Source organism: Bradyrhizobium sp. USDA 4369 (assembly GCF_054056435.1).
The window spans coordinates 1,718,746-1,739,121 of record NZ_JBSRYH010000001.1 but is presented as its reverse complement, the minus strand read 5'-3'; the positions used below and the strand labels follow the sequence as shown (position 1 = coordinate 1,739,121).

The 20,376-nt window shown below is 64.8% G+C and carries 17 protein-coding genes; 13 read left to right on the top strand and 4 right to left on the bottom strand.

Translation table 11 applies throughout. The annotated features are described in order from the left end of the window. The first annotated feature begins 57 nt into the window (after positions 1-57). From ACVIJ6_RS07940 to boxB, 4 genes are all read left to right on the top strand, one after another. A complete protein-coding gene (locus ACVIJ6_RS07940; RefSeq protein WP_456772242.1) occupies positions 58-1,611 on the top strand; it encodes a benzoate-CoA ligase family protein in 1,554 nt (517 codons plus the stop codon). A gap of 121 nt (positions 1,612-1,732) precedes the next feature. Further along, positions 1,733-2,536, top strand: a complete 804-nt coding sequence (locus tag ACVIJ6_RS07935; RefSeq protein WP_456772241.1) for an alpha/beta fold hydrolase — start codon at positions 1,733-1,735, stop codon at positions 2,534-2,536. Positions 2,537-2,632: 96 nt separating this feature from the next. Next, positions 2,633-4,321: a 2,3-epoxybenzoyl-CoA dihydrolase gene (gene boxC / locus ACVIJ6_RS07930; protein WP_456772240.1), complete on the top strand. Its 1,689-nt coding sequence runs from the start codon at positions 2,633-2,635 to the stop codon at positions 4,319-4,321. A 116-nt stretch (positions 4,322-4,437) separates the two neighbouring features. Continuing rightward, positions 4,438-5,889: a benzoyl-CoA 2,3-epoxidase subunit BoxB gene (gene boxB, locus ACVIJ6_RS07925; RefSeq protein WP_456772239.1), complete on the top strand. Its 1,452-nt coding sequence runs from the start codon at positions 4,438-4,440 to the stop codon at positions 5,887-5,889. A 64-nt stretch (positions 5,890-5,953) separates the two neighbouring features. On the opposite strand, the gene ACVIJ6_RS07920 is transcribed toward boxB, so the two are convergent. Together ACVIJ6_RS07920 and ACVIJ6_RS07915 are read right to left on the bottom strand one after the other, a co-directional pair. Then, on the bottom strand, positions 5,954-6,763 hold the full coding sequence (locus ACVIJ6_RS07920; RefSeq protein WP_456772238.1) for an SDR family oxidoreductase: 810 nt from the start codon (positions 6,761-6,763) through the stop codon (positions 5,954-5,956). A gap of 108 nt (positions 6,764-6,871) precedes the next feature. Then, positions 6,872-7,930 (bottom strand): polysaccharide deacetylase family protein, encoded by a 1,059-nt coding sequence (locus tag ACVIJ6_RS07915; protein ID WP_456772237.1) that lies wholly within the window; start codon positions 7,928-7,930, stop codon positions 6,872-6,874. 165 nt (positions 7,931-8,095) lie between these two features. On the opposite strand from ACVIJ6_RS07915, the gene ACVIJ6_RS07910 reads away from it, so the two are divergent. From ACVIJ6_RS07910 to ACVIJ6_RS07895, 4 genes are all read left to right on the top strand, one after another. Further along, a complete protein-coding gene (locus tag ACVIJ6_RS07910) occupies positions 8,096-9,490 on the top strand; it encodes an OmpA family protein (protein ID WP_456772236.1) in 1,395 nt (464 codons plus the stop codon). A gap of 4 nt (positions 9,491-9,494) precedes the next feature. Next, a complete protein-coding gene (locus ACVIJ6_RS07905; RefSeq protein ID WP_456772235.1) occupies positions 9,495-9,800 on the top strand; it encodes a hypothetical protein in 306 nt (101 codons plus the stop codon). Positions 9,801-10,283: 483 nt separating this feature from the next. Continuing rightward, positions 10,284-11,333, top strand: coding sequence for a lysylphosphatidylglycerol synthase domain-containing protein (locus tag ACVIJ6_RS07900; RefSeq protein ID WP_456772234.1), 1,050 nt, complete (start codon positions 10,284-10,286; stop codon positions 11,331-11,333). A 35-nt stretch (positions 11,334-11,368) separates the two neighbouring features. Further along, a complete protein-coding gene (locus tag ACVIJ6_RS07895) occupies positions 11,369-12,676 on the top strand; it encodes an ATP-binding protein (protein ID WP_456772233.1) in 1,308 nt (435 codons plus the stop codon). Positions 12,677-12,803: 127 nt separating this feature from the next. Here ACVIJ6_RS07895 and ACVIJ6_RS07890 read toward each other — a convergent pair whose 3' ends face one another. Continuing rightward, entirely contained in the window at positions 12,804-13,319 is a 516-nt protein-coding gene (locus ACVIJ6_RS07890) for a GcrA family cell cycle regulator (RefSeq protein ID WP_456772232.1), read from the bottom strand. Positions 13,320-13,791: 472 nt separating this feature from the next. Between ACVIJ6_RS07890 and ACVIJ6_RS07885 the strand changes: the two genes are divergently transcribed. The 3 genes from ACVIJ6_RS07885 to ACVIJ6_RS07875 all read left to right on the top strand — a co-directional run bounded on the left by ACVIJ6_RS07885 (position 13,792) and on the right by ACVIJ6_RS07875 (position 17,262). Beyond that, the gene (locus ACVIJ6_RS07885) at positions 13,792-15,003 is read left to right on the top strand and encodes an acetylornithine transaminase (protein ID WP_456772231.1); all 1,212 of its coding nucleotides are present in this window, start codon (positions 13,792-13,794) and stop codon (positions 15,001-15,003) included. 8 nt (positions 15,004-15,011) lie between these two features. Continuing rightward, positions 15,012-15,938, top strand: a complete 927-nt coding sequence (gene argF, locus ACVIJ6_RS07880; RefSeq protein WP_456776929.1) for an ornithine carbamoyltransferase — start codon at positions 15,012-15,014, stop codon at positions 15,936-15,938. Between the two features lie 328 nt (positions 15,939-16,266). Beyond that, on the top strand, positions 16,267-17,262 hold the full coding sequence (locus ACVIJ6_RS07875; RefSeq protein ID WP_456772230.1) for an Hsp33 family molecular chaperone: 996 nt from the start codon (positions 16,267-16,269) through the stop codon (positions 17,260-17,262). 299 nt (positions 17,263-17,561) lie between these two features. Here the strand turns inward: ACVIJ6_RS07875 and apaG are convergent, their stop codons facing one another. Then, entirely contained in the window at positions 17,562-17,957 is a 396-nt protein-coding gene (apaG, locus tag ACVIJ6_RS07870; protein WP_456772229.1) for a Co2+/Mg2+ efflux protein ApaG, read from the bottom strand. Positions 17,958-18,352: 395 nt separating this feature from the next. Here apaG and ACVIJ6_RS07865 point away from each other — a divergent pair, with 395 nt between their 5' ends. Both ACVIJ6_RS07865 and ACVIJ6_RS07860 read left to right on the top strand, forming a co-directional pair. Beyond that, positions 18,353-19,618: an OpgC domain-containing protein gene (locus ACVIJ6_RS07865; protein WP_456772228.1), complete on the top strand. Its 1,266-nt coding sequence runs from the start codon at positions 18,353-18,355 to the stop codon at positions 19,616-19,618. Continuing rightward, the gene (locus ACVIJ6_RS07860; RefSeq protein WP_456772227.1) at positions 19,618-20,376 is read left to right on the top strand and encodes an SGNH/GDSL hydrolase family protein; all 759 of its coding nucleotides are present in this window, start codon (positions 19,618-19,620) and stop codon (positions 20,374-20,376) included. Before ACVIJ6_RS07865 ends, ACVIJ6_RS07860 begins: the two co-directional genes overlap by 1 nt.

The window sequence follows — 20,376 nt, the reverse complement described above, 5'->3', positions numbered from 1 at the left end:
CAAGCGACGTTGGTGGCCTTCTATGAATTATAATTCAAATGTCGGGGGAGGAACGCCGTGAGGTCGTACAATGCGGTGTCATGGTTGCTTGACCGCAATGTCGAAGCGGACCGTGGCGAGAAGCTCGCCTACACCGACACGGTCTCCGAGCTGACCTATCGCGGACTGCAGCAGCAGACCTGCCGCGTCGCCAACATGCTGCGGCGCCTTGGCGTCCGCCGCGAAGAGCGCGTGGCGATGATCATGCTCGACACGGTCGATTTTCCCGCGGTGTTTCTCGGCGCGATCCGCGCCGGCATCGTCCCTGTGCCGCTCAACACGCTGCTGACCTCCGAACAATACGCCTATGTGCTCGCCGACTGCCGCGCCCGCGTGCTGTTCGTCTCCGAGGCGCTGTATCCGGTGGTGAAGGACGTCGTCGGACGGATGCCTGATCTCGACTGCGTGGTCGTCTCCGGCAGCAATGCGTTCGGCCACAAGCGGCTCGCCGAGGAGCTAGCGCGCGAGAGCGATCAGTTCGACACCGTCGCCACCCATGAGGACGAGCCGGCGTTCTGGCTCTATTCATCCGGCTCCACCGGCATGCCGAAGGGCGTCCGCCATCTGCATGGTAATCTCGCCGCGACGGCGGAGACCTATGCCAAGCAGGTGCTTGGCATCCGCGAGACCGATGTCTGCTTCTCCGCAGCCAAGCTGTTCTTCGCCTATGGCCTCGGCAACGCGCTGACCTTTCCACTGTCGGTCGGCGCGACCACGATCCTCAACTCCGAGCGGCCGACGCCGGCGCTGATGTTCAAGCTGCTCAAGCGCTACAACCCGACGATCTTTTACGGCGTGCCGACCTTGTTTGCGGCCATGCTGCACGATGAGTCGCTGCGCCATGAGACGGCCGGCAGCGGCTTGCGCATCTGCACCTCGGCCGGTGAGGCGCTGCCGGAATCCGTCGGTCATGCCTGGAAGGCGCGGTTCGGCGTCGATATCCTCGACGGCGTCGGCTCGACCGAGTTGCTGCATATTTTCCTCTCCAACACCCCCGGTGACATCAAATACGGCTCATCCGGCCGCCCTGTGCCGGGTTATCAGGTTCGTCTCGTCAACGAGGCCGGCCAGGACGTGCCGGACGGCGAAGTCGGCGAGATGCTGGTGCATGCGCCGTCCGCAGGCGAGGGCTATTGGAATCAGCGCCACAAGACGCGCGCAACCTTCGAGGGCTATTGGACGCGTACCGGTGACAAATATGTCCGCGACGCGGAGGGGCGCTACACGTTCTGCGGTCGCTCCGACGACATGTTCAAGGTCTCCGGCATCTGGGTGTCGCCATTCGAGGTCGAGAGCGCGCTGATCACCCATCCCGCGGTGCTCGAAGCGGCTGTCGTGCCCGAGGCCGATCCGGAAGGGCTGTTGAAGCCGAAGGCCTATGTCGTGCTGAGGCCGAGCGTGGATCGTGCGACGCTGCACGAAGCACTGAAGGATCACGTCAAGCAGAAGATCGGCCCGTGGAAATATCCGCGCTGGATCGAGGTAGTGGACGCACTGCCGAAAACTGCAACCGGCAAGATCCAGCGCTTCAAGCTGCGCGAGGGGGCGCCCCAATCGTCGGTCAGCTCTTAGTCGTTGGCCGAGCTCATAGTTGTCGTCATGCCCGGGCTTGACCCGGCCATCCATCCCGCTGCGACGAAGAAAGACGTGGATGCCCGGGTCAAGCCCGGGCATGACGAAGGAGAGAGTGACCGTGCAGCTTTCATCGAACGGCTTCCTCACCATCGGCTCCGCCGAGCTCGAATATCGCCTGATCGGCCCGCAGCCGTCAGATGGGCCATGCATCGTATTGCTGCATGAAGGGCTCGGCTCCGTCGGCCTGTGGGGCGACTTCCCCGACAAGCTTCAGGCCGCCACCGGCGCCGCCGTGTTCGCCTATTCGCGCGCCGGCTACGGCGCCTCGAGCCCGGTGCCGCTGCCGCGGCCGCTCGACTACATGCAGCGCGAGGCGTGCGATGTGCTGCTGGCTCTGCTCGACCGGATCGGCTTCCGGCGCGGCCTGCTCGTCGGCCATTCTGACGGCGCCTCCATCGCCGCGATATATGCCGGCAGCCACGCCGATCATCGCCTCGACGGCATCGTGCTGATCGCGCCGCATGTCATCGTCGAGGACGTCTCGGTGTCCTCGATCGCCGCGATCAAAACCGCCTACGAGACCACCGAGCTGCGCGCCAAGCTGGCGCGCTGGCACAAGGACGTCGACAATGCGTTCTTTGGCTGGAACGGCGCCTGGCTGGATCCAGCCTTCCAGGCCTGGGACATCACCGACGCCCTTGCCTATATCCGGGTGCCGGTCGCCGTGATTCAGGGGATCGACGACCAGTATGGCACTATCCGCCAGGTCGAGATCATCCAGGAGGAGTGCTACTGCCCGGTCGAGGTGGCCATGCTGCCCAAGACGGGCCATTCCCCGCATCGTGAGGCGACAGACGCCACCTTGCGCATCATCGCCGATTTCGCCGTAGCCACCTTGCCCGCCTCGCTGTCCCGAACATGAAACAAAATGCATGTTCTGGCTTTTTGCGGTAGACGCTAGGCTGAACATGAACTATTGTGCATATTAACGATAAGCCCAGCAACGTAAGGGTGACTCATGGCCGGGGAAGACCGCGTGCTCGCGGGAGGCAAGACGTTCATCGATTTCCAGACCGATCCCTCCCGCTATCGTCATTGGAAGCTGTCGATCGACGGCGAGGTGGCGACGCTTGCGATGGACGTCGACGAGAATGGCGGCCTGTTCGAGGGTTACCAGCTTAAGCTGAATTCCTATGATCTCGGCGTCGACATCGAGCTCGCCGACGCCGTCCAGCGTCTCCGCTTCGAGCACCCCGAGGTCAAGGTCGTTGTGCTGCGCTCGGCCAAGCCGCGCGTGTTCTGCGCCGGTGCCAACATCCGCATGCTCGCCGGCGCCACCCATGCCCACAAGGTGAATTTCTGCAAGTTCACCAACGAGACCCGCAACGGCTTCGAGGATTCATCGGAGAATTCCGGCCAGCGTTTCATCACGGTCATAAACGGCACCGCGGCCGGCGGCGGCTATGAGCTTGCGCTCGCCACCGATCACATCATTCTGGCAGATGACGGCTCGTCCTCGGTCTCGCTGCCGGAGGTGCCGCTGCTCGCCGTGCTGCCGGGCACCGGCGGCCTGACCCGCGTCGTCGACAAGCGCAAGGTCCGCCGCGACCGCGCGGACGCGTTCTGCACGACGGAAGAGGGCGTCAAGGGCAAGCGTGCCGTGCAATGGCGGCTGGTCGACGAGATCGCGCCGAACTCCAAGGTCGAGGCCAAGGTGGCCGAGCGCGCCAAGGAGTTCGCCGCCGCCTCCAAGCGCAACGGCAGCGGCAAGGGTGTCGCGCTCACGCCGCTCAACCGCGTGATCGACGCCACCAGCGTCCGCTATGGCTTCGTCAATGTCGATATCGACCGCGCGGCCCGCATCGCCACCATCACGATATCCGCGCCGGAGGCGGCGCCGCCGGCCGATGTCGACGGCCTGATCGCCCAGGGTGCGGCGTTCTGGCCGCTGCAGGTCGCGCGTGAGCTCGACGATGCCATCCTGCATCTGCGCCTCAATGAGCTCGGCATCGCGATGCTGGTGTTCAAGTCGCATGGCGACCGCGCCCAGGTCCTCGCGCATGATGCGTTCCTGGACGCCAACAAGGCGCATTGGCTGGTCAACGAGATCCGGCATTATTGGAAGCGCGTGCTCAAGCGCATCGACGTGACGTCGCGCACGCTGGTGACGCTGGTCGAGCCCGGCTCCTGTTTCGCGGGGACGCTCGCCGAGCTCGTGTTTGCCTCGGACCGCTCCTACATGCTGATCGGCACCATCCAGGGCGACAATCGCCCCGCACCGGCGATCGAATTGTCGGCGATGAATTTCGGCCCCTATCCGATGAGCCATGGCCTGACGCGGCTGGAGTCGCGCTTCCTCGCCGACCCCTCGGAGCTGGACCGCGTGCGCGAGCATGCCGGCCAGCCGTTGGAGGCCGAACAGGCCGAGGAACTCGGGCTCGTCACCTTCGCCCTCGACGATATCGACTGGGATGACGAGATCCGCGTCTATTTCGAGGAGCGCGCCAGTTTCTCGCCGGACAGCCTGACCGGTCTCGAAGCCAATCTGCGCTTCGCCGGCCCCGAGACGATGGAATCGAAGATCTTCGCCCGCCTCACCGCCTGGCAGAACTGGATCTTCCAGCGGCCCAATGCGGTCGGCGAGGAGGGCGCACTCCGGCGCTACGGCACCGGCGAGCGGCCGCAATACGACATGACGCGAGTGTAAGAGCGCATAGAAAAGCGAATAGCGAATAGGGAGTAGCGAATAGGGAAGGGAGGGCCAAAACCGAATCCCGCATTCGCTACTCTCCATTCGATATTCGCCGGCCAAGGAGCACGGCGATGAATATGAATATTCTGAACGTCGACTACAGCACCAAGATCCCCAACAACGTGAATCTGGCTGAGGACCGTCAGGTGCTCAAGGCGCTGGAGGGATGGCATCCGGGCTATGTCGACTGGTGGAACGACATGGGGCCGGAGGGCTTCCAGCAATCGCTGGTCTATCTGCGCACCGCCTATTCGGTCGACCCGCGCGGCTGGGCCAAGTTCGACTATGTCAAGATGCCCGACTATCGCTGGGGCATCCTGCTTGCGCCGCAGGAAGAGAACCGCAAGATCCCGTTCGGCGAGCATTATGGCGAGCCGGCCTGGCAGGAGGTCCCCGGCGAATACCGCGCGCTGATGCGCCGCCTGATCGTGATCCAGGGCGACACCGAGCCGGCCTCGGTCGAGCAGCAGCGCCATCTCGGCAAGACGGCGCCGTCGCTCTACGACATGCGCAACCTGTTCCAGGTCAATGTCGAGGAGGGCCGTCACCTCTGGGCAATGGTCTATCTGCTGCAGAAATATTTCGGCCGCGACGGCCGCGAGGAGGCCGACGAGTTGTTGCGCCGCCGCTCCGGCGATGCGGACAGCCCGCGCATGCTCGGCGCCTTCAACGAGAAGACGCCGGACTGGCTGTCCTTCTTCATGTTCACCTACTTCACCGACCGCGACGGCAAGATGCAGCTGCACTCGCTGGCGCAGTCCGGCTTCGATCCGCTGTCGCGCACCTGCCGCTTCATGCTCACCGAAGAGGCGCACCACATGTTCGTCGGCGAGACCGGCGTCGGCCGCGTCATCCAGCGCACCGTCGATGCGATGCGTGCGGCCGGCATCGACGATCCCACCGATATCGCCAAGGTGCGCGCGCTCGGTGTCATCGACCTGCCGACCATCCAGAAGAAGCTGAACCTGCACTACACGCTGTCGCTCGACCTGTTCGGCTCGGAGGTGTCCACCAACGCCGCCAACGCCTTCAATGCCGGTATCAAGGGCCGCTATCACGAGACCCAGATCCAGGACGACCACCAGCTCAAGAACTCGACCTATCCGGTCCTGAAGTTCGTCGATGGCGAGATCAGGCTGGTCGACGAGCCGGCGCTCACCGCGCTCAATATGCGGCTGCGCGACGACTACTCGCAGGACTGCGTCAAGGGCCTGTTGCGCTGGAACAAGATCATCAGCACCGCCGGCTACGAGTTCCAGCTCAAGCTGCCGCACGTCGCCTTCCATCGTGCCATCGGCGAGTTCAAGGACGTGCATGCGACGCCCGACGGCATCCTGATCGACGAGGGCACGTGGGCCAAGCGCAAGGGCGACTGGCTGCCCTCTACCGATGACGGCGCCTACATCACCTCGCTGATGAAGCCCGTCACCGAGATCGGCGAATACGCCTCCTGGATCGCCCCGCCCAAGGTCGGCATCGACAACAAGCCGGGCGATTTCGAATATGTGAAGATCGAGACTTGATGAGGTGTGAATAGGGAGTGGCGAGCAGCGAATAGGGACATGACCTACTCGCTACTCGCCCTTTTCAACTATCCCAGCCCGCGCCCGGAATGCCCGGATTCGCGTAGACGATGCCGCCGTCGACCGCGATCGTATTCCCCACCACGTAGTCGCCTGCGCGCGAGGCGAGGAAGATCGCGGTGCCGGCCATGTCCTCGTCGGTGCCGATGCGCCCCGCCGGAACGCGCTTGGCGACCTCGTCCTCATTGTCGCGCGCGGCCTTGTTCATGTCCGACTTGAACGGTCCCGGCGCGATCGCGGTCACCACGATGTGGTCGTGGATCAGCTTCGCCGCCATGCGCCGCGTCAGATGGATCAGCCCGGACTTGCTGGCCGCGTAGGAATAGGTCTCCAGCGGATTGACGAAGATGCCGTCGATCGAGGCGATGTTGATGACCTTCGCCGGACGCTCCGCGCTCGCGGCTGCACGCAAGGGAGCTGCCAGCGCCTTGGTCAGGAAGAACGGCGTCTTGACGTTGAGGTTCATCACCTTGTCCCAGCCGCTCTCCGGGAATTCGTCGAAATCCGCGCCCCAGGCTGCACCCGCATTGTTGACGAGGATGTCGAGCTTCGGCTCGCGCTGCTTGATCTCCGCCGCCAACCTGTCGATGCCGGCCATCGTCGAGATGTCGATCGGAAGCGCGATACATTCGCCGCCATAATCGGCCGTCAGCTGCTTGGCAGTCTCCTCGCAGGGACCCGCCTTGCGCGCCGTGATGTAGACCCGCGCCGCGCCCTGCGCGAGCAGGCCGGCTGCAATCATTCTGCCGATGCCGCGCGAGCCGCCGGTGACAAGCGCGATGCGCCCGTCGAGTGAGAACAGGTTCTTGAGCATGGTGCCTCCCTTTCTTTATCGGCTGCGCTTGTGGAGGCAGCCTGTCTCCACTGTCAAGTGAGACGCAGTCGCGGGAAGGGGGCGCAGTCGCGCTGAAGCCTGGACGATCTAAGCCGCGTCGATGCGGCGGAAGCCGTTCCACATCGCGGTGGCGGCGCCGGAGGTGAGCACCGGCAGCACGCGCGGGTCCTGGTAATGGCCATTCAGCGACACGCGCGACAGCGCCGTGAGGTGATCGGCGCTCTCCGGGAAGATCATGCCTGGACGGGTCGTGACGGCGGTCTTGTAGCCGCTCGCCGCGGCCAGCACGAATTCGCGCGGCCCGGCCGCCGCGCGGTCGCCATAGGGATAGGCCATGTGCAGCACCGGTCGCTGCAGTTCGGCCTCGATCCGCGCACGGCTCTCGGTGATTTCGCTGCGGGCCATCTCCTCGGTCTGCTTGGCGAGGCTGCAATGGCTCATCGTGTGCGCGCCGATCTCGACGAGCGGCTCGGTGGACAGCGCTCGGAGTTCGTCCCAGGACAGGCAGAGCTCGCGGCAAATCGCCGCTTCGTCGACGCCGTGCTCGGCGCACAGCGCGCTGATCTCGCGCCGGATGTCATGCTCGCTCGGCAGCGAGCGCAGCCAATCGTGCAGGCGCTGGAACGTCACGCATTTGGCGCTGTGCGTGGAGGCGTCGAGCCGGAGCCGCAGGCCGCCGATCTCGACCTCGATCTGCTGCGCCTTGGCCACCAGGCGCTCCAATGCGACCCACCAGAGCCGTCCGACACCGGCGGCGAAATCGCTGGTCACATAGATCGTGAAAGGGGCGCCGAAGGTGCGCATGACCGGCAGCGCGAAATCGCGGTTGTCACGATAGCCGTCGTCGAAGGTGAAGCAGGCGAAGCGGCGCGAGAAATCCTGCGAGACGAGGCGCCGGTGCAATTCGTCGAGCGTGACGATGTCGATCTCATGGTCGCGCAGATGCGACAGCATCTGGCCCAGGAACTCCGGCGTGACTTCGAGATGACAGTTCGGTTGGAATTCTGCCGTGCGGCGGGGCCGCACATGATGCAGCGTGTAGATCGCGCCCACGCCGGAGAAAATCGGGCGCAGCCAGACATGCGCGCCGCTGAGATACAGCGCTTCCAAGCCGGCGCGAATAAAACTTTTGCGAAATCGCTTCATCTGAAATAAGCGGCCCGGTGGGTGGTCGGACAACGTTACCGACAAACCGCTGAAGAAAACCTTAGCCGCGGCCTTGCAGGATACCGGAAAACTCGCCTCATTTCCGGTTTGACAGGCATGCAAGGGTTTGTTTTCTCTCTGCTTCCTCGATGCGACGGATGACGAATGCGCGGACTTTTCAGGTGGAGCGGCAAATGGTGGCCCGGCGTCATCCCGCTTGTCGTGCTTTGGGGCTTCGCGGCCTGGACCAGCACCGTTCCCCTGGAAAATGATCTCGCCGGCCGCAGTTCAGCCGCACTGAAGGGCTCCGTGCTCGACAAGACCAGCATCACGGTCGATGGCCGCGACGTAGCGTTGCGCGCCAATGCATTCTCGGAGGCCGGCCGCCGTGATGCGGTGGTTGCCGTCGATGCCGTGCCAGGGGTGCGCCTCGTCAATGACGAGACCCGGCTGGTGCCGGAAGCCAAGCCGTTCGTGTGGTCGGTCGAACGCGATGTCGTCCGCGTTACCCTGGGCGGCAATGCGCCGCTGCCGGCGCTCAAGGGCAAGCTGGTGGAGGCGACGCGCTCCGCGCTGCAGGGCGGCGAGGTCGCGGATCAGATGAGCCTGGCGCGCGGCGCGCCGCCGCATTTCGAGGATGCCGCGCTGCTGCTGATCGGTCAGATCGGCCGGCTGAAGGACGGCAAGTTCACGCTCTCCGATGGCGAGGTGTCGCTGACGGGCATGGCGCGCGATCTTGGCGGCCGCGAGGCCATCGCGGCGGCGCTGGCCAAGCTGCCGGACGGCTTCAAGGTCGCCAACAATGAGGTCAAGGCGCCGCCCTACATCTTCCAGGCCTATAAGGACCCGGTGGCGGTCACGGTGACCTTGTCGGGCAATGTGCCAGACGAGAACATCCATGCTGTCGTGGTCGGCTCGTCGTCGCGCAAATTCTTCAGCGAGAAGGTCGTCGACAATCTCAAGAACAGCGTCGGTGCGCCGGCGAATTTCGTGAATGCGGTGGTGCCGGCGCTCGGCGCGCTGTCGCGGCTGTCGACCGGCACGCTGGTCGTGTCGGATCGTGACATCAAGATCTCCGGCGATGCGCTCTACGATGCGGCCGCGGGGCAGATCCGCACCGGGCTCGCCAAGGATGTGCCGCAGGGCTGGCAGGTGAAGGCCGACATCACCGTCAAGCCCGCTGCGGCCCCGGTCGATCCGACGGTGTGCCAGCAGCTGTTCTCCGACCTGCTCGGCAAGGCCCGGATCCGCTTCGAGACCGGCCGCAGCGATCTCGACCGCGACTCCACCGGCCTGTTGGACCGCCTGGTCGAGATCGCGATGCGCTGTCCCGCGGCCAATGTCGAGATTGCCGGCCATACCGATGCCGAAGGCGACGCGGCGGCCAATCAGGCGCTGTCGGAAAAGCGCGCCCAGGCGGTGGTGGATTATCTCGCCAAGGCCGGGCTGCCGGCCGAGCGTTTCACGGCGGTCGGCTATGGTAGCGCCCAGCCGGTCGCCTCCAACGACACCGGCGACGGCCGGGCGCAGAACCGGCGCATCGAATTCCTGGTGAGGTGACGACATGGCCTATCTTGTTGCCTTCCACTGGGGCTGGCTGGCCGGCGCCTTCGCCATCGGGCTCGCCATGGGGTGGGTCGCCGTGGTGCATCGGGCTCCCGGCGTGTCGCGCCCGGTCATGCTGCTGCTGTCGGCGCTCGCGGCCATCCTGGTCGGTGCCGCCGTGGCCTGCCTGATCCCCGGCCGGGCCGGCTACTGGCTCGAGCTGTTGCTGCTGCTGTTCGTGCCCTATCTGGTCGGCTGCACCATCGGCACCTGGCTGCGCGCTTTGGTCGTGGTCCGCAGCATGCGGACCAAATCCGCTGCCTGAGCCCCTCGGGACGGCAAATCCCCTCCGTCCGCCCCCCGCGGATGCGCGACCATTCTCCGGCGAGGCGTCGCGCCCGGGCTCGCGCTGCGCCGCGTCATCGCTGGCGCAAGGCCGACGGTGGTCTGCAGACACGAAGGTTTGACGACGTCCGAGCCTGTCAAAGCGGCATCGGACGATTATCGTCTGATCATGGCCATCCCCGTCCCCCCGGAAAGCCCGGAGAGCGGCGCTCCTCACCGAAGTTTAACCGGGGATCCGCAAGTTGGTCGGCGCCGCAGCTTCGCCGCATGTGCGGCAAAACGGTGCATCGCATTTCCGCGAAGCCTGCTAAGTATAGCCATGCGGTGGTTTCGGTTCATATGGCCCGTGTTCCCCAATGCGTCGAAACGCGCTACCAGGGCGTTGTGTGCGCAGGTGATGCGGCGGCTTCCGGGCCCCGTGCCGAGCCCAGTCATCGTGATGTTGTCACGGTTAGAGGTGTAGATGCTTGAAGCCATACGCGGAGCGGCCACGTTCCTGCGCGAGAAGCAAGTCCTGCACAAGCTCGGTGTGCTGATCAGCATCGCCGTCATCGCGATTGCCTGCTACGTCCTCTATCACATGCTGCGCGGCATCGACACTTACGAGGTGCTCGAGGCGATCAAGAGCACGGAGCCGCATCAGATCGCGCTGGCCGCGCTGTTCGTCGCGGCAGGCTATTTCACGCTGACATTCTACGATCTGTTCGCGGTGCGCACGATCGGCCACGACCATGTGCCGTACCGCGTCAATGCGCTCGCCGCGTTCACCAGCTATTCGATCGGCCACAATGTCGGTGCCAGCGTCTTCACTGGCGGCGCGGTGCGCTACCGCATCTATTCGGCGCATGGGCTGAACGCGATCGACGTCGCCAAGATCTGCTTTCTCGCCGGCCTCACCTTCTGGCTCGGCAATGCGGCCGTGCTCGGCCTCGGCATCAGCTACCATCCGGAGGCGGCGGCCTCGATCGACCAGCTGCCGCCCTGGGTCAACCGGCTGGCGGCCATCGCCATCCTGGTCGGGCTGATGGGCTATGTCGCCTGGGTCTGGACCAAGCCGCGCGTCGTCGGTCGCGGGCCCTGGACCGTGGTGCTGCCGGGCGGCCCCTTGACCCTGCTGCAGATCGCGATCGGCATTATCGATCTCGGCTTCTGCGCGCTCGCGATGTATGTGCTGGTGCCGGACGAGCCCAATCTCGGCTTCGTCGTGGTCGCGGTCATCTTCGTTTCCGCCACGCTGCTCGGTTTCGCCAGCCATTCGCCCGGCGGGCTCGGCGTGTTCGACGCCGCGATGCTGGTCGGGCTCTGGCAGATGGACCGCGAGGAGCTGCTGGCCGGAATGCTGCTGTTCCGGATGCTGTATTATTTGGCGCCCTTCCTCATTTCTGTAATCTTGCTGACGTTTCGGGAGGTCATCATCAGCGCGAGGTCGAAGCGGTTGCGCCAGGCGGCGCTCAGCCTCGATCCGAGCCCCCCGCCCGAAGCCGCTTATGTGAGGAAGCGCAGCGATTCCTGAGCCTGAAAGCAATAACGGGAGACGAGTAGGACGCGATGGCTCTTGACTCTCCCTCGGACGCTCCCCCGACATTCTTCGCCCCTTGGCCGGACCGGCTGCGTCATTCCGCGATCATCCTGCTCGCGGCCGCGCTGGCCCTGACCGGGCTGGTGCTGCTCGACGAGCTGCTGCCGTTCCGGGCGCTGGCGGTATTCCTGTGCATTGCAGGCGCGGCCCTGGTGCCATGGCGGCTGCACAGCGCCGTGGCCAAACGCGAGGAGGAGCGCCATGCCAACCCGGTCGAGGCCGCCGCGGTCAGCGCCGTGGTGGCCGGCATCCCAGTGCCGGCCGTGCTGCTCGACCGCGCCGGACGCGTCATCCATCTCAATGCGGCGGCGGCGCAACTTGCGCCCGCCTTGCGCAAGGGCGAGCTGGCCCAATTCGCGCTGCGTACGCCCGAGATCATCACCGCGCTGCGCGAGGCGATTGCCTCGACCGAACTGCGGCGCGCCACCTATCACGATCACGTGCCGGTCGATCGCTGGACGGAGCTGATCATCACCCCCGTCCCGGTGCCCACGGCATTCGGCGGCACCGACAAATGCATGCTGATGACGTTCCACGATCTGACACCGCTGCGGCGGGTCGAGGAGATGCGTGCCGATTTCGTCGCCAATGCCAGCCACGAGTTGCGCACGCCGCTCGCGGCGCTGTCCGGCTTCATCGATACGCTGCAGGGGCCGGCCAAGGATGACGCCAAGGCGCGCGAGCGTTTCCTCGGCATCATGCACACCCAGGCCACCCGCATGGCGCGGCTGATCGACGACCTCCTGTCGCTGTCGCGGGTGGAGCTGTCGGCGCATGTTCAGCCCCACACCATGGTCGAAATGGTCGCCATCATTCGCCAGGTCACCGACGGGCTTGAGCCGTTGGCGCGCGAGCGGCAGGTGGTGATCGAGACCAGCCTGCCGGAGGCGCCGGTGACGATCGCCGGCGATCGCGAGGAGCTGCTGCGCGTGTTCGAGAACCTGATCGAGAACGCGCTGAAATATGGCGCCTCGGGGGGGCGCGTGATCGTGTCCCTGGAGCAGGCGGTGTCCGGCGAAGGGACGCCGGAAATCCGGGTCAAGGTCCGCGATTTCGGCCCGGGCATCGCGCCTGAGCATCTGCCGCGCCTGACCGAGCGGTTCTATCGCGTCGACGTCGGTGACAGTCGCGCGCAGGGCGGCACCGGGCTCGGCTTGTCGCTGGTGAAACACATTCTCAACCGCCATCGCGGCCGGCTGCTGATCGAAAGCGTTCCGCGCAAGGGCGCTGCCTTCACGGCGTGCTTCCCGCAGTCGAAGCCCGCGCGAGCGGCGTAGTCCACCGAGGCGCGCGCAGCCGGCGTGTGCCGGGTCGATCCTCGTCGGCCATTGTGAATTGAGGCCGGGGAGGTGAAGCGCGTGGGGCGATGCGGAGCCATCCTCATCGCCCGTGCGTGCCGAGCCCTCAGCGCGTGCTTGACTTCGCCGGTTGGCGGCGACGATCGGCCGCGGGCTGATAGGCGACGCGCGAATGCTGCGCGCAATAGGGCAGGCCGGCCAGCGCCTTGCCGCCGCAGAAGAAGAAATCCGGGCTCGACGGATCTCCGACCGGCCAATGGCAGGTGGCCTCGTTGAGTTCCAGCAGCGACAGCCGCTGGTTCATCGGCACGACATTGTCGAATGCAACTGGATCGGGCTCTGCCTCGACCTCGAAAACCTGAGCGAGCGCGGTGTTGCCGCGCGCCACCGGACGCGCCACCCGCATCATCGGCTGAGCCGGACGGGCCGCCTTGCGCTGGCGCGGGGCTGCAGTCGCCGGGCTCTTGGCGCGGCCTGACAGACCCAGCCGGTGCACTTTGCCGATCACGGCGTTGCGCGTCACGTTTCCGAGTTCCGCGGCGATCTGGCTGGCCGAAAGCCCGGCTTCCCAGAGTTTTTTCAGTTGCTCGACGCGATCGTCGGACCAGGTCAGTACCGTCATCGAACCTTTCCCTTCGCGTTGCGCCGGCCAATTCTGGGACGGCGCTGCGATATCTGTCTCAAGAAAATCCCTGACGGCAGAATCCCTTATCCCTCGCCGGGAGCGCGTGAAGCACCCGGACGTTACGCGAACAAAGAACTTCTAGAGGGATCGGAACTGCCGCACGAGATGTCGTACTCGACGCTGAAAACGCTACAATATGGCGTGACTCCCGCGCAAGAGTCGGAGGCCACAGTCCACACATTCCGTGGTTCCCTGTGGCCCATCTTGAGCTGTGTCATGCATCCGCAATGTCACGGTCACCATGGCGCGGATCAGCTGACGCGTAGTTGACTCCAAGCGCCGCCCGCATACAATAGGTGCACGTGCCGCCTTGAAAAGGCGGCACATTTTGTTTTCCAGGGTGGGGTCCCTGATGCGATGGCGCCGCAGGGCGCGTGTCTCGGCCAGCCCGTCAGCTCATGTGATTGTCATGACCAGTGTTGCCGCTACGCATCTGCTCCCCGTATTCGCCCGGGTCGATCTTGCTTTCGAGCGTGGCGAGGGCGCGTGGTTGATCGCGATCAATGGCGATCGCTACCTCGACTTCACCTCCGGCGTCGCTGTCAATTCGCTTGGCCATGCGCATCCGCATCTGGTGAAGGCGCTGCAGGAGCAGGCGACCAAGCTCTGGCACATGTCCAACCTGTTCAAGAGCCCCGACGGCGAACGACTTGCAGCACGGCTGTGTGAGCAGAGCTTTGCCGACTACGTGTTCTTCGCCAATTCCGGCGCCGAGGCGATGGAAGGCGCGATCAAGATCACGCGCAAATATCACGCCGCCAAGGGGCACCCCGAGCGTTATCGTATCATTACCTTCGAGGGTGCGTTCCATGGCCGGACGCTGGCGACGCTCGCTGCCACCGGCTCCGCGAAATATCTCGAAGGCTTCGGTCCGCCGATGGATGGCTTCGATCAGGTTCCGCTCGGAGACCTCGAGGCTGTGAAGAAGGCGATCGGACCGCACACCGCCGGCATCCTGATCGAGCCGGTGCAGGGCGAGGGCGGCGTGCGCACGGCGCCGCTGTCCTTCTACAAGGCGCTGCGCCAGCTCTGCGACGATCATGGCCTCCTGCTCGTCGTCGACGAGGTGCAGACCGGCATGGGGCGCACCGGCGATCTGTTCGCGCATCGCTGGCTCGGTGTCACGCCGGATGTGATGTCGCTGGCCAAGGCGCTCGGTGGCGGCTTCCCGATTGGCGCGGTGCTGGCAACGGCTGAGGCGGCCTCCGGCATGACGCCGGGCTCGCACGGCTCGACCTTCGGCGGCAATCCGCTGGCGGTGTCCGCGGCCAATGCCGTGCTCGATGTGATGCTGGCGCCCGGCTTCTTCGATCATGTCCGCAGGATGTCGCTGCTCTTGAAGCAGAAGCTTGCCGCCGTGGTCGATCGTCATCCCGACATCATCTCCGAGATCCGCGGCGAGGGCCTGCTGATCGGCGTCAAGGCGGTGGTGCCGTCCGGTGATCTGGTCGCGGCCCTGCGCGAGCAGAAGCTGCTCACCGTCGGCGCCGGCGACAATGTGGTGCGCTTCCTGCCGCCCTTGATCGTGAGCGAAGCTGAAATTGAACAGTCGGTCGAGATGCTCGATCGCGCCTGCGCTGCGCTGTCGGGCGGTCCTGCGAAGCAGGCGGCCGCATCATGAGCAAGACCATGGCCAATACGCCGCGTCACTTCCTCGATCTCACCGAGATGCCGGTCGAGGAACTGCGCAACATGCTGGCGCTGTCCAGCCGGATGAAGAAGACGCTGAAGGCCAACGAGCCCGCGAAGAAGCCGCTCGAGGGCAAGGTGCTGGCGATGATCTTCGACAAGCCGTCGACGCGCACCCGCGTGTCGTTCGATGTCGGCATGCGCCAGCTCGGCGGCGAGGCGATCATGCTGACCGGCACCGAGATGCAACTCGGTCGCGGCGAGACCATCGCCGACACCGCGCGGGTGTTGTCGCGCTATGTCGACGCGATCATGATCCGCATCCTCAGCCATGAGGCGCTGCTCGAGCTCGCTGCGCACGCCACCGTGCCGGTCATCAACGGCCTGACGCGGCGCTCGCATCCCTGCCAGGTGATGGCCGACGTGATGACCTTCGAGGAGCATCGCGGGTCGATCGAGGGGCGCACCGTCGCCTGGACCGGCGACGACAACAACGTGCTGGCCTCCTGGGCGCACGCCGCCGAGCGCTTCAAGTTCCGCCTCAACGTCGCCACGCCGCCTCAGCTGTCGCCGGGCAAGCCGATGAAGGATTTCATTCGCGCCACCAAGGCCGACATCCATCTCGGCCACGACCCGGAGGCGGCGGTGAGCGGCGCCGACTGTGTCGTCACCGACACCTGGGTGTCGATGGGCGACAAGGACGGCGAGCACCGCCACAATCTGCTGAAGCCCTATCAGGTCAATTCAAAGCTGATGTCGCTGGCCAAGCCGGAGGCGATCTTCATGCACTGCCTGCCGGCGCATCGCGGCGAGGAGGTCACCGACGAGGTGATCGACGGCCCGCAATCGGTCGTGTTCGACGAAGCCGAAAACCGCCTGCACGCGCAAAAAGGCATCCTGGCCTGGTGCTTCGGCGAGCGGGCGTAAGGGCGACTGGTCATCCATCACGGGGCGTCGTCCCGGACAACCGAGCGCAGCGAGGGCAGAGCCGGGACCCATACCGCGTGATCCAACTTGTTTGCACCGGTGGCCGTTGATCTGCGGCCTTGGCGCGATGGTCGTTAGTTGATCGCCGTTTGGTCTCGGGCCGAGTTTGAGATGTGGCGAGCGGCTCGCCATGTTCTGCGTCCACATCGGACGGGTCACGACCACCGATGTCCTTCGATAGCGTCCGCGGTATGGGTCCCGGCTCAAGGTCGGGACGACAGCCGGAGAATGCCCTTCCATTCGTTCCAATCATCCCCAAATACGCCCGATGACAGCCAATTCCCCCGACAACGACATCCATCTCGATACCGGCCGGGCGCCCTCGGCCGTGCCGGTCGACGACGCCGTGCTGCCGTTCGAAGTGTCCGCCCTCGATCTGCGTGGGCGCCTCACCCGCATGGGGCCGGCGCTCGACGACATTCTCACCAAGCACGCTTATCCGGCGCCGGTCGGCAAGCTGCTCGGCGAGGCCATCGTGCTGACGACCCTGCTCGGCTCGTCACTGAAATTCGACGGCCGCTTCATCCTGCAGACCCAGACCGACGGGCCGGTGTCGTTCCTGGTGGTCGACTTCCAGGCGCCCGACCGCCTGCGCGCCTATGCGCGCTACGACGAGGCGCGCCTCTCGGAGGCGAGGGACTCCGGCGCACTGCTCGGCAAGGGCCATCTGGCGATGACCATCGACCAGGGTCCCGACATGAGCCGCTACCAGGGTCTCGTCGCGCTCACCGGCGGCAGCCTGGAGGAGGCCGCGCATGAATATTTCCTGCGCTCCGAGCAGATCCCGACCCGCGTGCGCCTCGCCGTCGGCGAGGAGTGGAGCGGCGGCAAGCTTCGCTGGCGTGCCGGCGGTCTGTTGACGCAGTTCCTGCCGCAGGCGCCCGAGCGTCTGCGCCAGGCCGATTTGCATCCCGGCGATGCGCCCGAGGGCACCGAACTCCATGCCGTCGAAGAGGACGAGGCCTGGGTCGAGGGCCAGTCGCTGGTTGCCACCGTCGAGGATGTCGAGTTGATCGATCCGGCGCTGTCCGGCGAGCGTCTGCTCTATCGCTTGTTCCACGAGCGCGGCGTCCGCGTGTTCGACTTGGTGCCGCTGCAGGCGCGCTGCTCCTGCTCGCGCGACGCTGTCGCCAACATGCTCAAGAGCTTCTCCGCCCAGGACCGCGCCGACATGGTCAAGGACGACAAGGTCGTCGTCACCTGCGAGTTCTGCTCCTCGGTCTATCAGTTCACCCCGCATGAAGCGGGCGTGACGGAGAACTGAGCGGCTCTCTCGTCGCGTTGCGGCGAGAGTAACTGGGTGATCCTCGTTCTACACACGTCATCACGAGCGCAGTGACGCGATCCAGAGCCGTTGACGCCGCTCTGGATTGCGTCGTCACTTCGCTTCTCGGGATGACGACAAGGATGAGCTCGCAGGTGAGCAAGGCGATGTGCTGGCCCCGACGGGAAAATGCATCGCAGCGAGCAAGGATCTTTGTTAGCAAGGTGTTGCGCCTCGGATGCTCCGTCCGAGCACGCATGCCACACGCATGCCAATTGCCCGTCGCGTTACGACCCCGGCTAGTTCAACACCCTCTTGCCGCCGTCCGGACTGTCGAGCGAAAACGCCGGCACCGCGATGTCGAAGTGCTCGCCGCTCGCGCTCTCCATCTGGTAGGAGCCCGCCATGAAGCCGGAGGCGGTGGTGAGCGGCACGCCGGAGGTGTATTCGAAGCGCTCGCCGGGCGCGAGCACCGGCTGCTCGCCGACCACGCCCTCGCCGCGGACCTCCTGCTGCCGGCCGACCCCGTCGGTGATGATCCAGTGCCGGCTGCGGAGCTTCACCGTGTCCTCGCCGGTGTTGGTGATGACGACTGTATAGGACCAGAACCAGCGGCCATCCGCGACCGAGGATTTCTCGGGCAGAAAGTTCGGTTCGACGGTCACTTCGATCTGGCGAGTCACGGCGCGGTACATGAATGCATTGTAGCGGAAACTTGCCAGGGAACCAATCCGGGGCGTACCCAGCTTTCAACACAGTTCCAGATTATGGCACCAGAATCGCGGACTCCACCGTTCGCACACGCGGCTCCGTCGTGATTTTCGGACCGGAGACCGTGACGGCCGGCGCAGCTTGTGGATAGCGAAGCGATCGGGTTGTGCGTCCGCTGTCGCCGTCAGGTCTTGGAATTGGTCTTGGAACCGGATTTCGAACCGGATCTTGAATCGATCCCTTCGAGCCTGTGCCTGGCGTCGATCAAAAACCGGGGCACGGCTGAGCTGATAAGTCCTTCATCGCTTGCGCAAAAATTGCGCAGCCTTACATTCCCTTTGCCGTGCCTCTCGGGCTGGCAGCCTTGACGTGGTGCCTGATGACGTCGATTGCCGATCGCATTGCCGGACCGTCCGTCCCCGGAGCCGCTGCTGGGCCTGCGCCGGCGGAGACTGCTGCGCCCGCGAGCGTCGCAGCACCCGCGATCACCTTCCCGGCGGTCGGCGAGCGCGAGCTGCGCTTGGACCTGTTTCGCGGGCTGGCCCTGTGGCTGATCTTCATCGACCATCTGCCGCCGAACCTGCTGACCTGGTTCACGATCCGCAATTACGGCTTCTCCGACGCCACCGAGATCTTCATCTTCATCTCCGGCTACACCGCGGCCTTCGTCTATGGGCGGGCGATGCAGGATGCCGGCTTCATCGTCGCCACCGCGCGCATCCTGCGCCGGGTTTGGCAGATCTACGTCGCCCACGTCTTCCTGTTCACGATCTTCCTCGCCGAGATCTCCTACGTCGCGACCAGCTTCGAGAACCCGCTCTACACCGAAGAGATGGGGATCATGGACTTCCTGAAGCAGCCGGACGTGACGATCGTCCAGGCGCTGATCCTGCGCTTCCGTCCGGTCAACATGGACGTTTTGCCGCTCTACATCGTGCTGATGCTGTTCTTGCCGCTGATCCTGTGGCTGATGCGCTGGCGCCCTGACGTGACGCTCGGGCTGTCGGTCGTGCTCTACGCGGTCACCTGGGAGTTCGATCTCTATCTTTCGGCCTATCCGAATGGCTTCTGGGCCTTCAATCCGTTTGCGTGGCAGCTGCTGTTCGTGTTCGGCGCGTGGTGTGCGCTGGGCGGCGCCAAGCGCATGTCACGCATCCTGAACTCCCCGATCACGCTCGGTATCTGCGTCGCCTATCTGGTGGCGGCGTTCTTCGTCACGCTGACCTGGTACATCCCGCAGCTCGGTCATCTGATGCCGCGGCGAATCGAGCAATGGATGTATCCGATCGACAAAACAGACCTTGACGTGTTGCGTTTTGCCCATTTCCTCGCACTCGCAGCACTCACCGTCCACTATCTGCCCAAGGATTGGCCCCCGCTGAAGTCGCGCTGGCTGCGTCCGTTGATTGTTTGTGGGCAACACTCGCTGGAGATCTTCTGTCTCGGCGTGTTTCTGGCGTTTGCCGGACACTTCGTACTTGCCGAAGTGTCCGGCGGCGCCATGATGCACGCCTTGATCAGTCTGAGTGGCATTCTGGCCATGTGGGGAGTTGCCTCGCTGATTTCGTGGTACAAGCGTGAGGCCGATAAGGGTGCGGCGCGGAAGGGTGCGCGCAGCAACGCGGATATGGCGGGAGGGGGCTGATGAAGTCCGTCTCGTGGTTAAGGTTTGGTGTCGCGGCGCTGGCGATCTCGCTGGCCGGAGTCGCTTGGGCCGAAGATGCACCGCAAAATTGCGAGGTGCCGGCCTACCTGCTGACGACCGAGAGCCCACTCTCAAAAGTTGCAGATGCCGTGAAGAATGGCCGTCCGCTTGATATTCTGGTGGTGGGGAGCCGCTCATCCGCCATTGTCAGCGCCTCCGACGCCAATGCGTACCCCGCCCGGCTGCAGGCGGCTCTGAAAGAGAGGCTGCCGTCCGTCTCCGTCAATATCAGCGTCGAGCTGCAGCCGAAGAAAACAGCAGAGGAAACGGCTGCCAATTTTGTTAAACTGGTGGAAGGAAAAAGGCCTAATTTGGTCGTCTGGCAAACCGGTACGGTCGACGCCATGCGGTCCATCGATCCTGATGAGTTTCGTCAGGCAGTCAATGACGGTGTCGCGACGCTGCAGAATGCGGGGGCTGATGTCATCTTGATGAACCTGCAATACAGCCCGCGCACGGAGACCTTGATCTCCGTGCCGCCCTATATCGACAACATGCGGGTGGTGGCGCAGCAGCGCGACATTCCGCTGTTCGATCGCTTTGCCATCATGCGGCAATGGAACGAGCAGGGCGATTTCGACCTGTTCAATCCGACGCACGGGATCGAGCTGGCCAAGCAGGTTCACGACTGTCTCGGCCGGGCGCTGTCGAAGTTCATCATCGACGCGGCGCATCTCGGGCCGGCACAGCAGAACTAG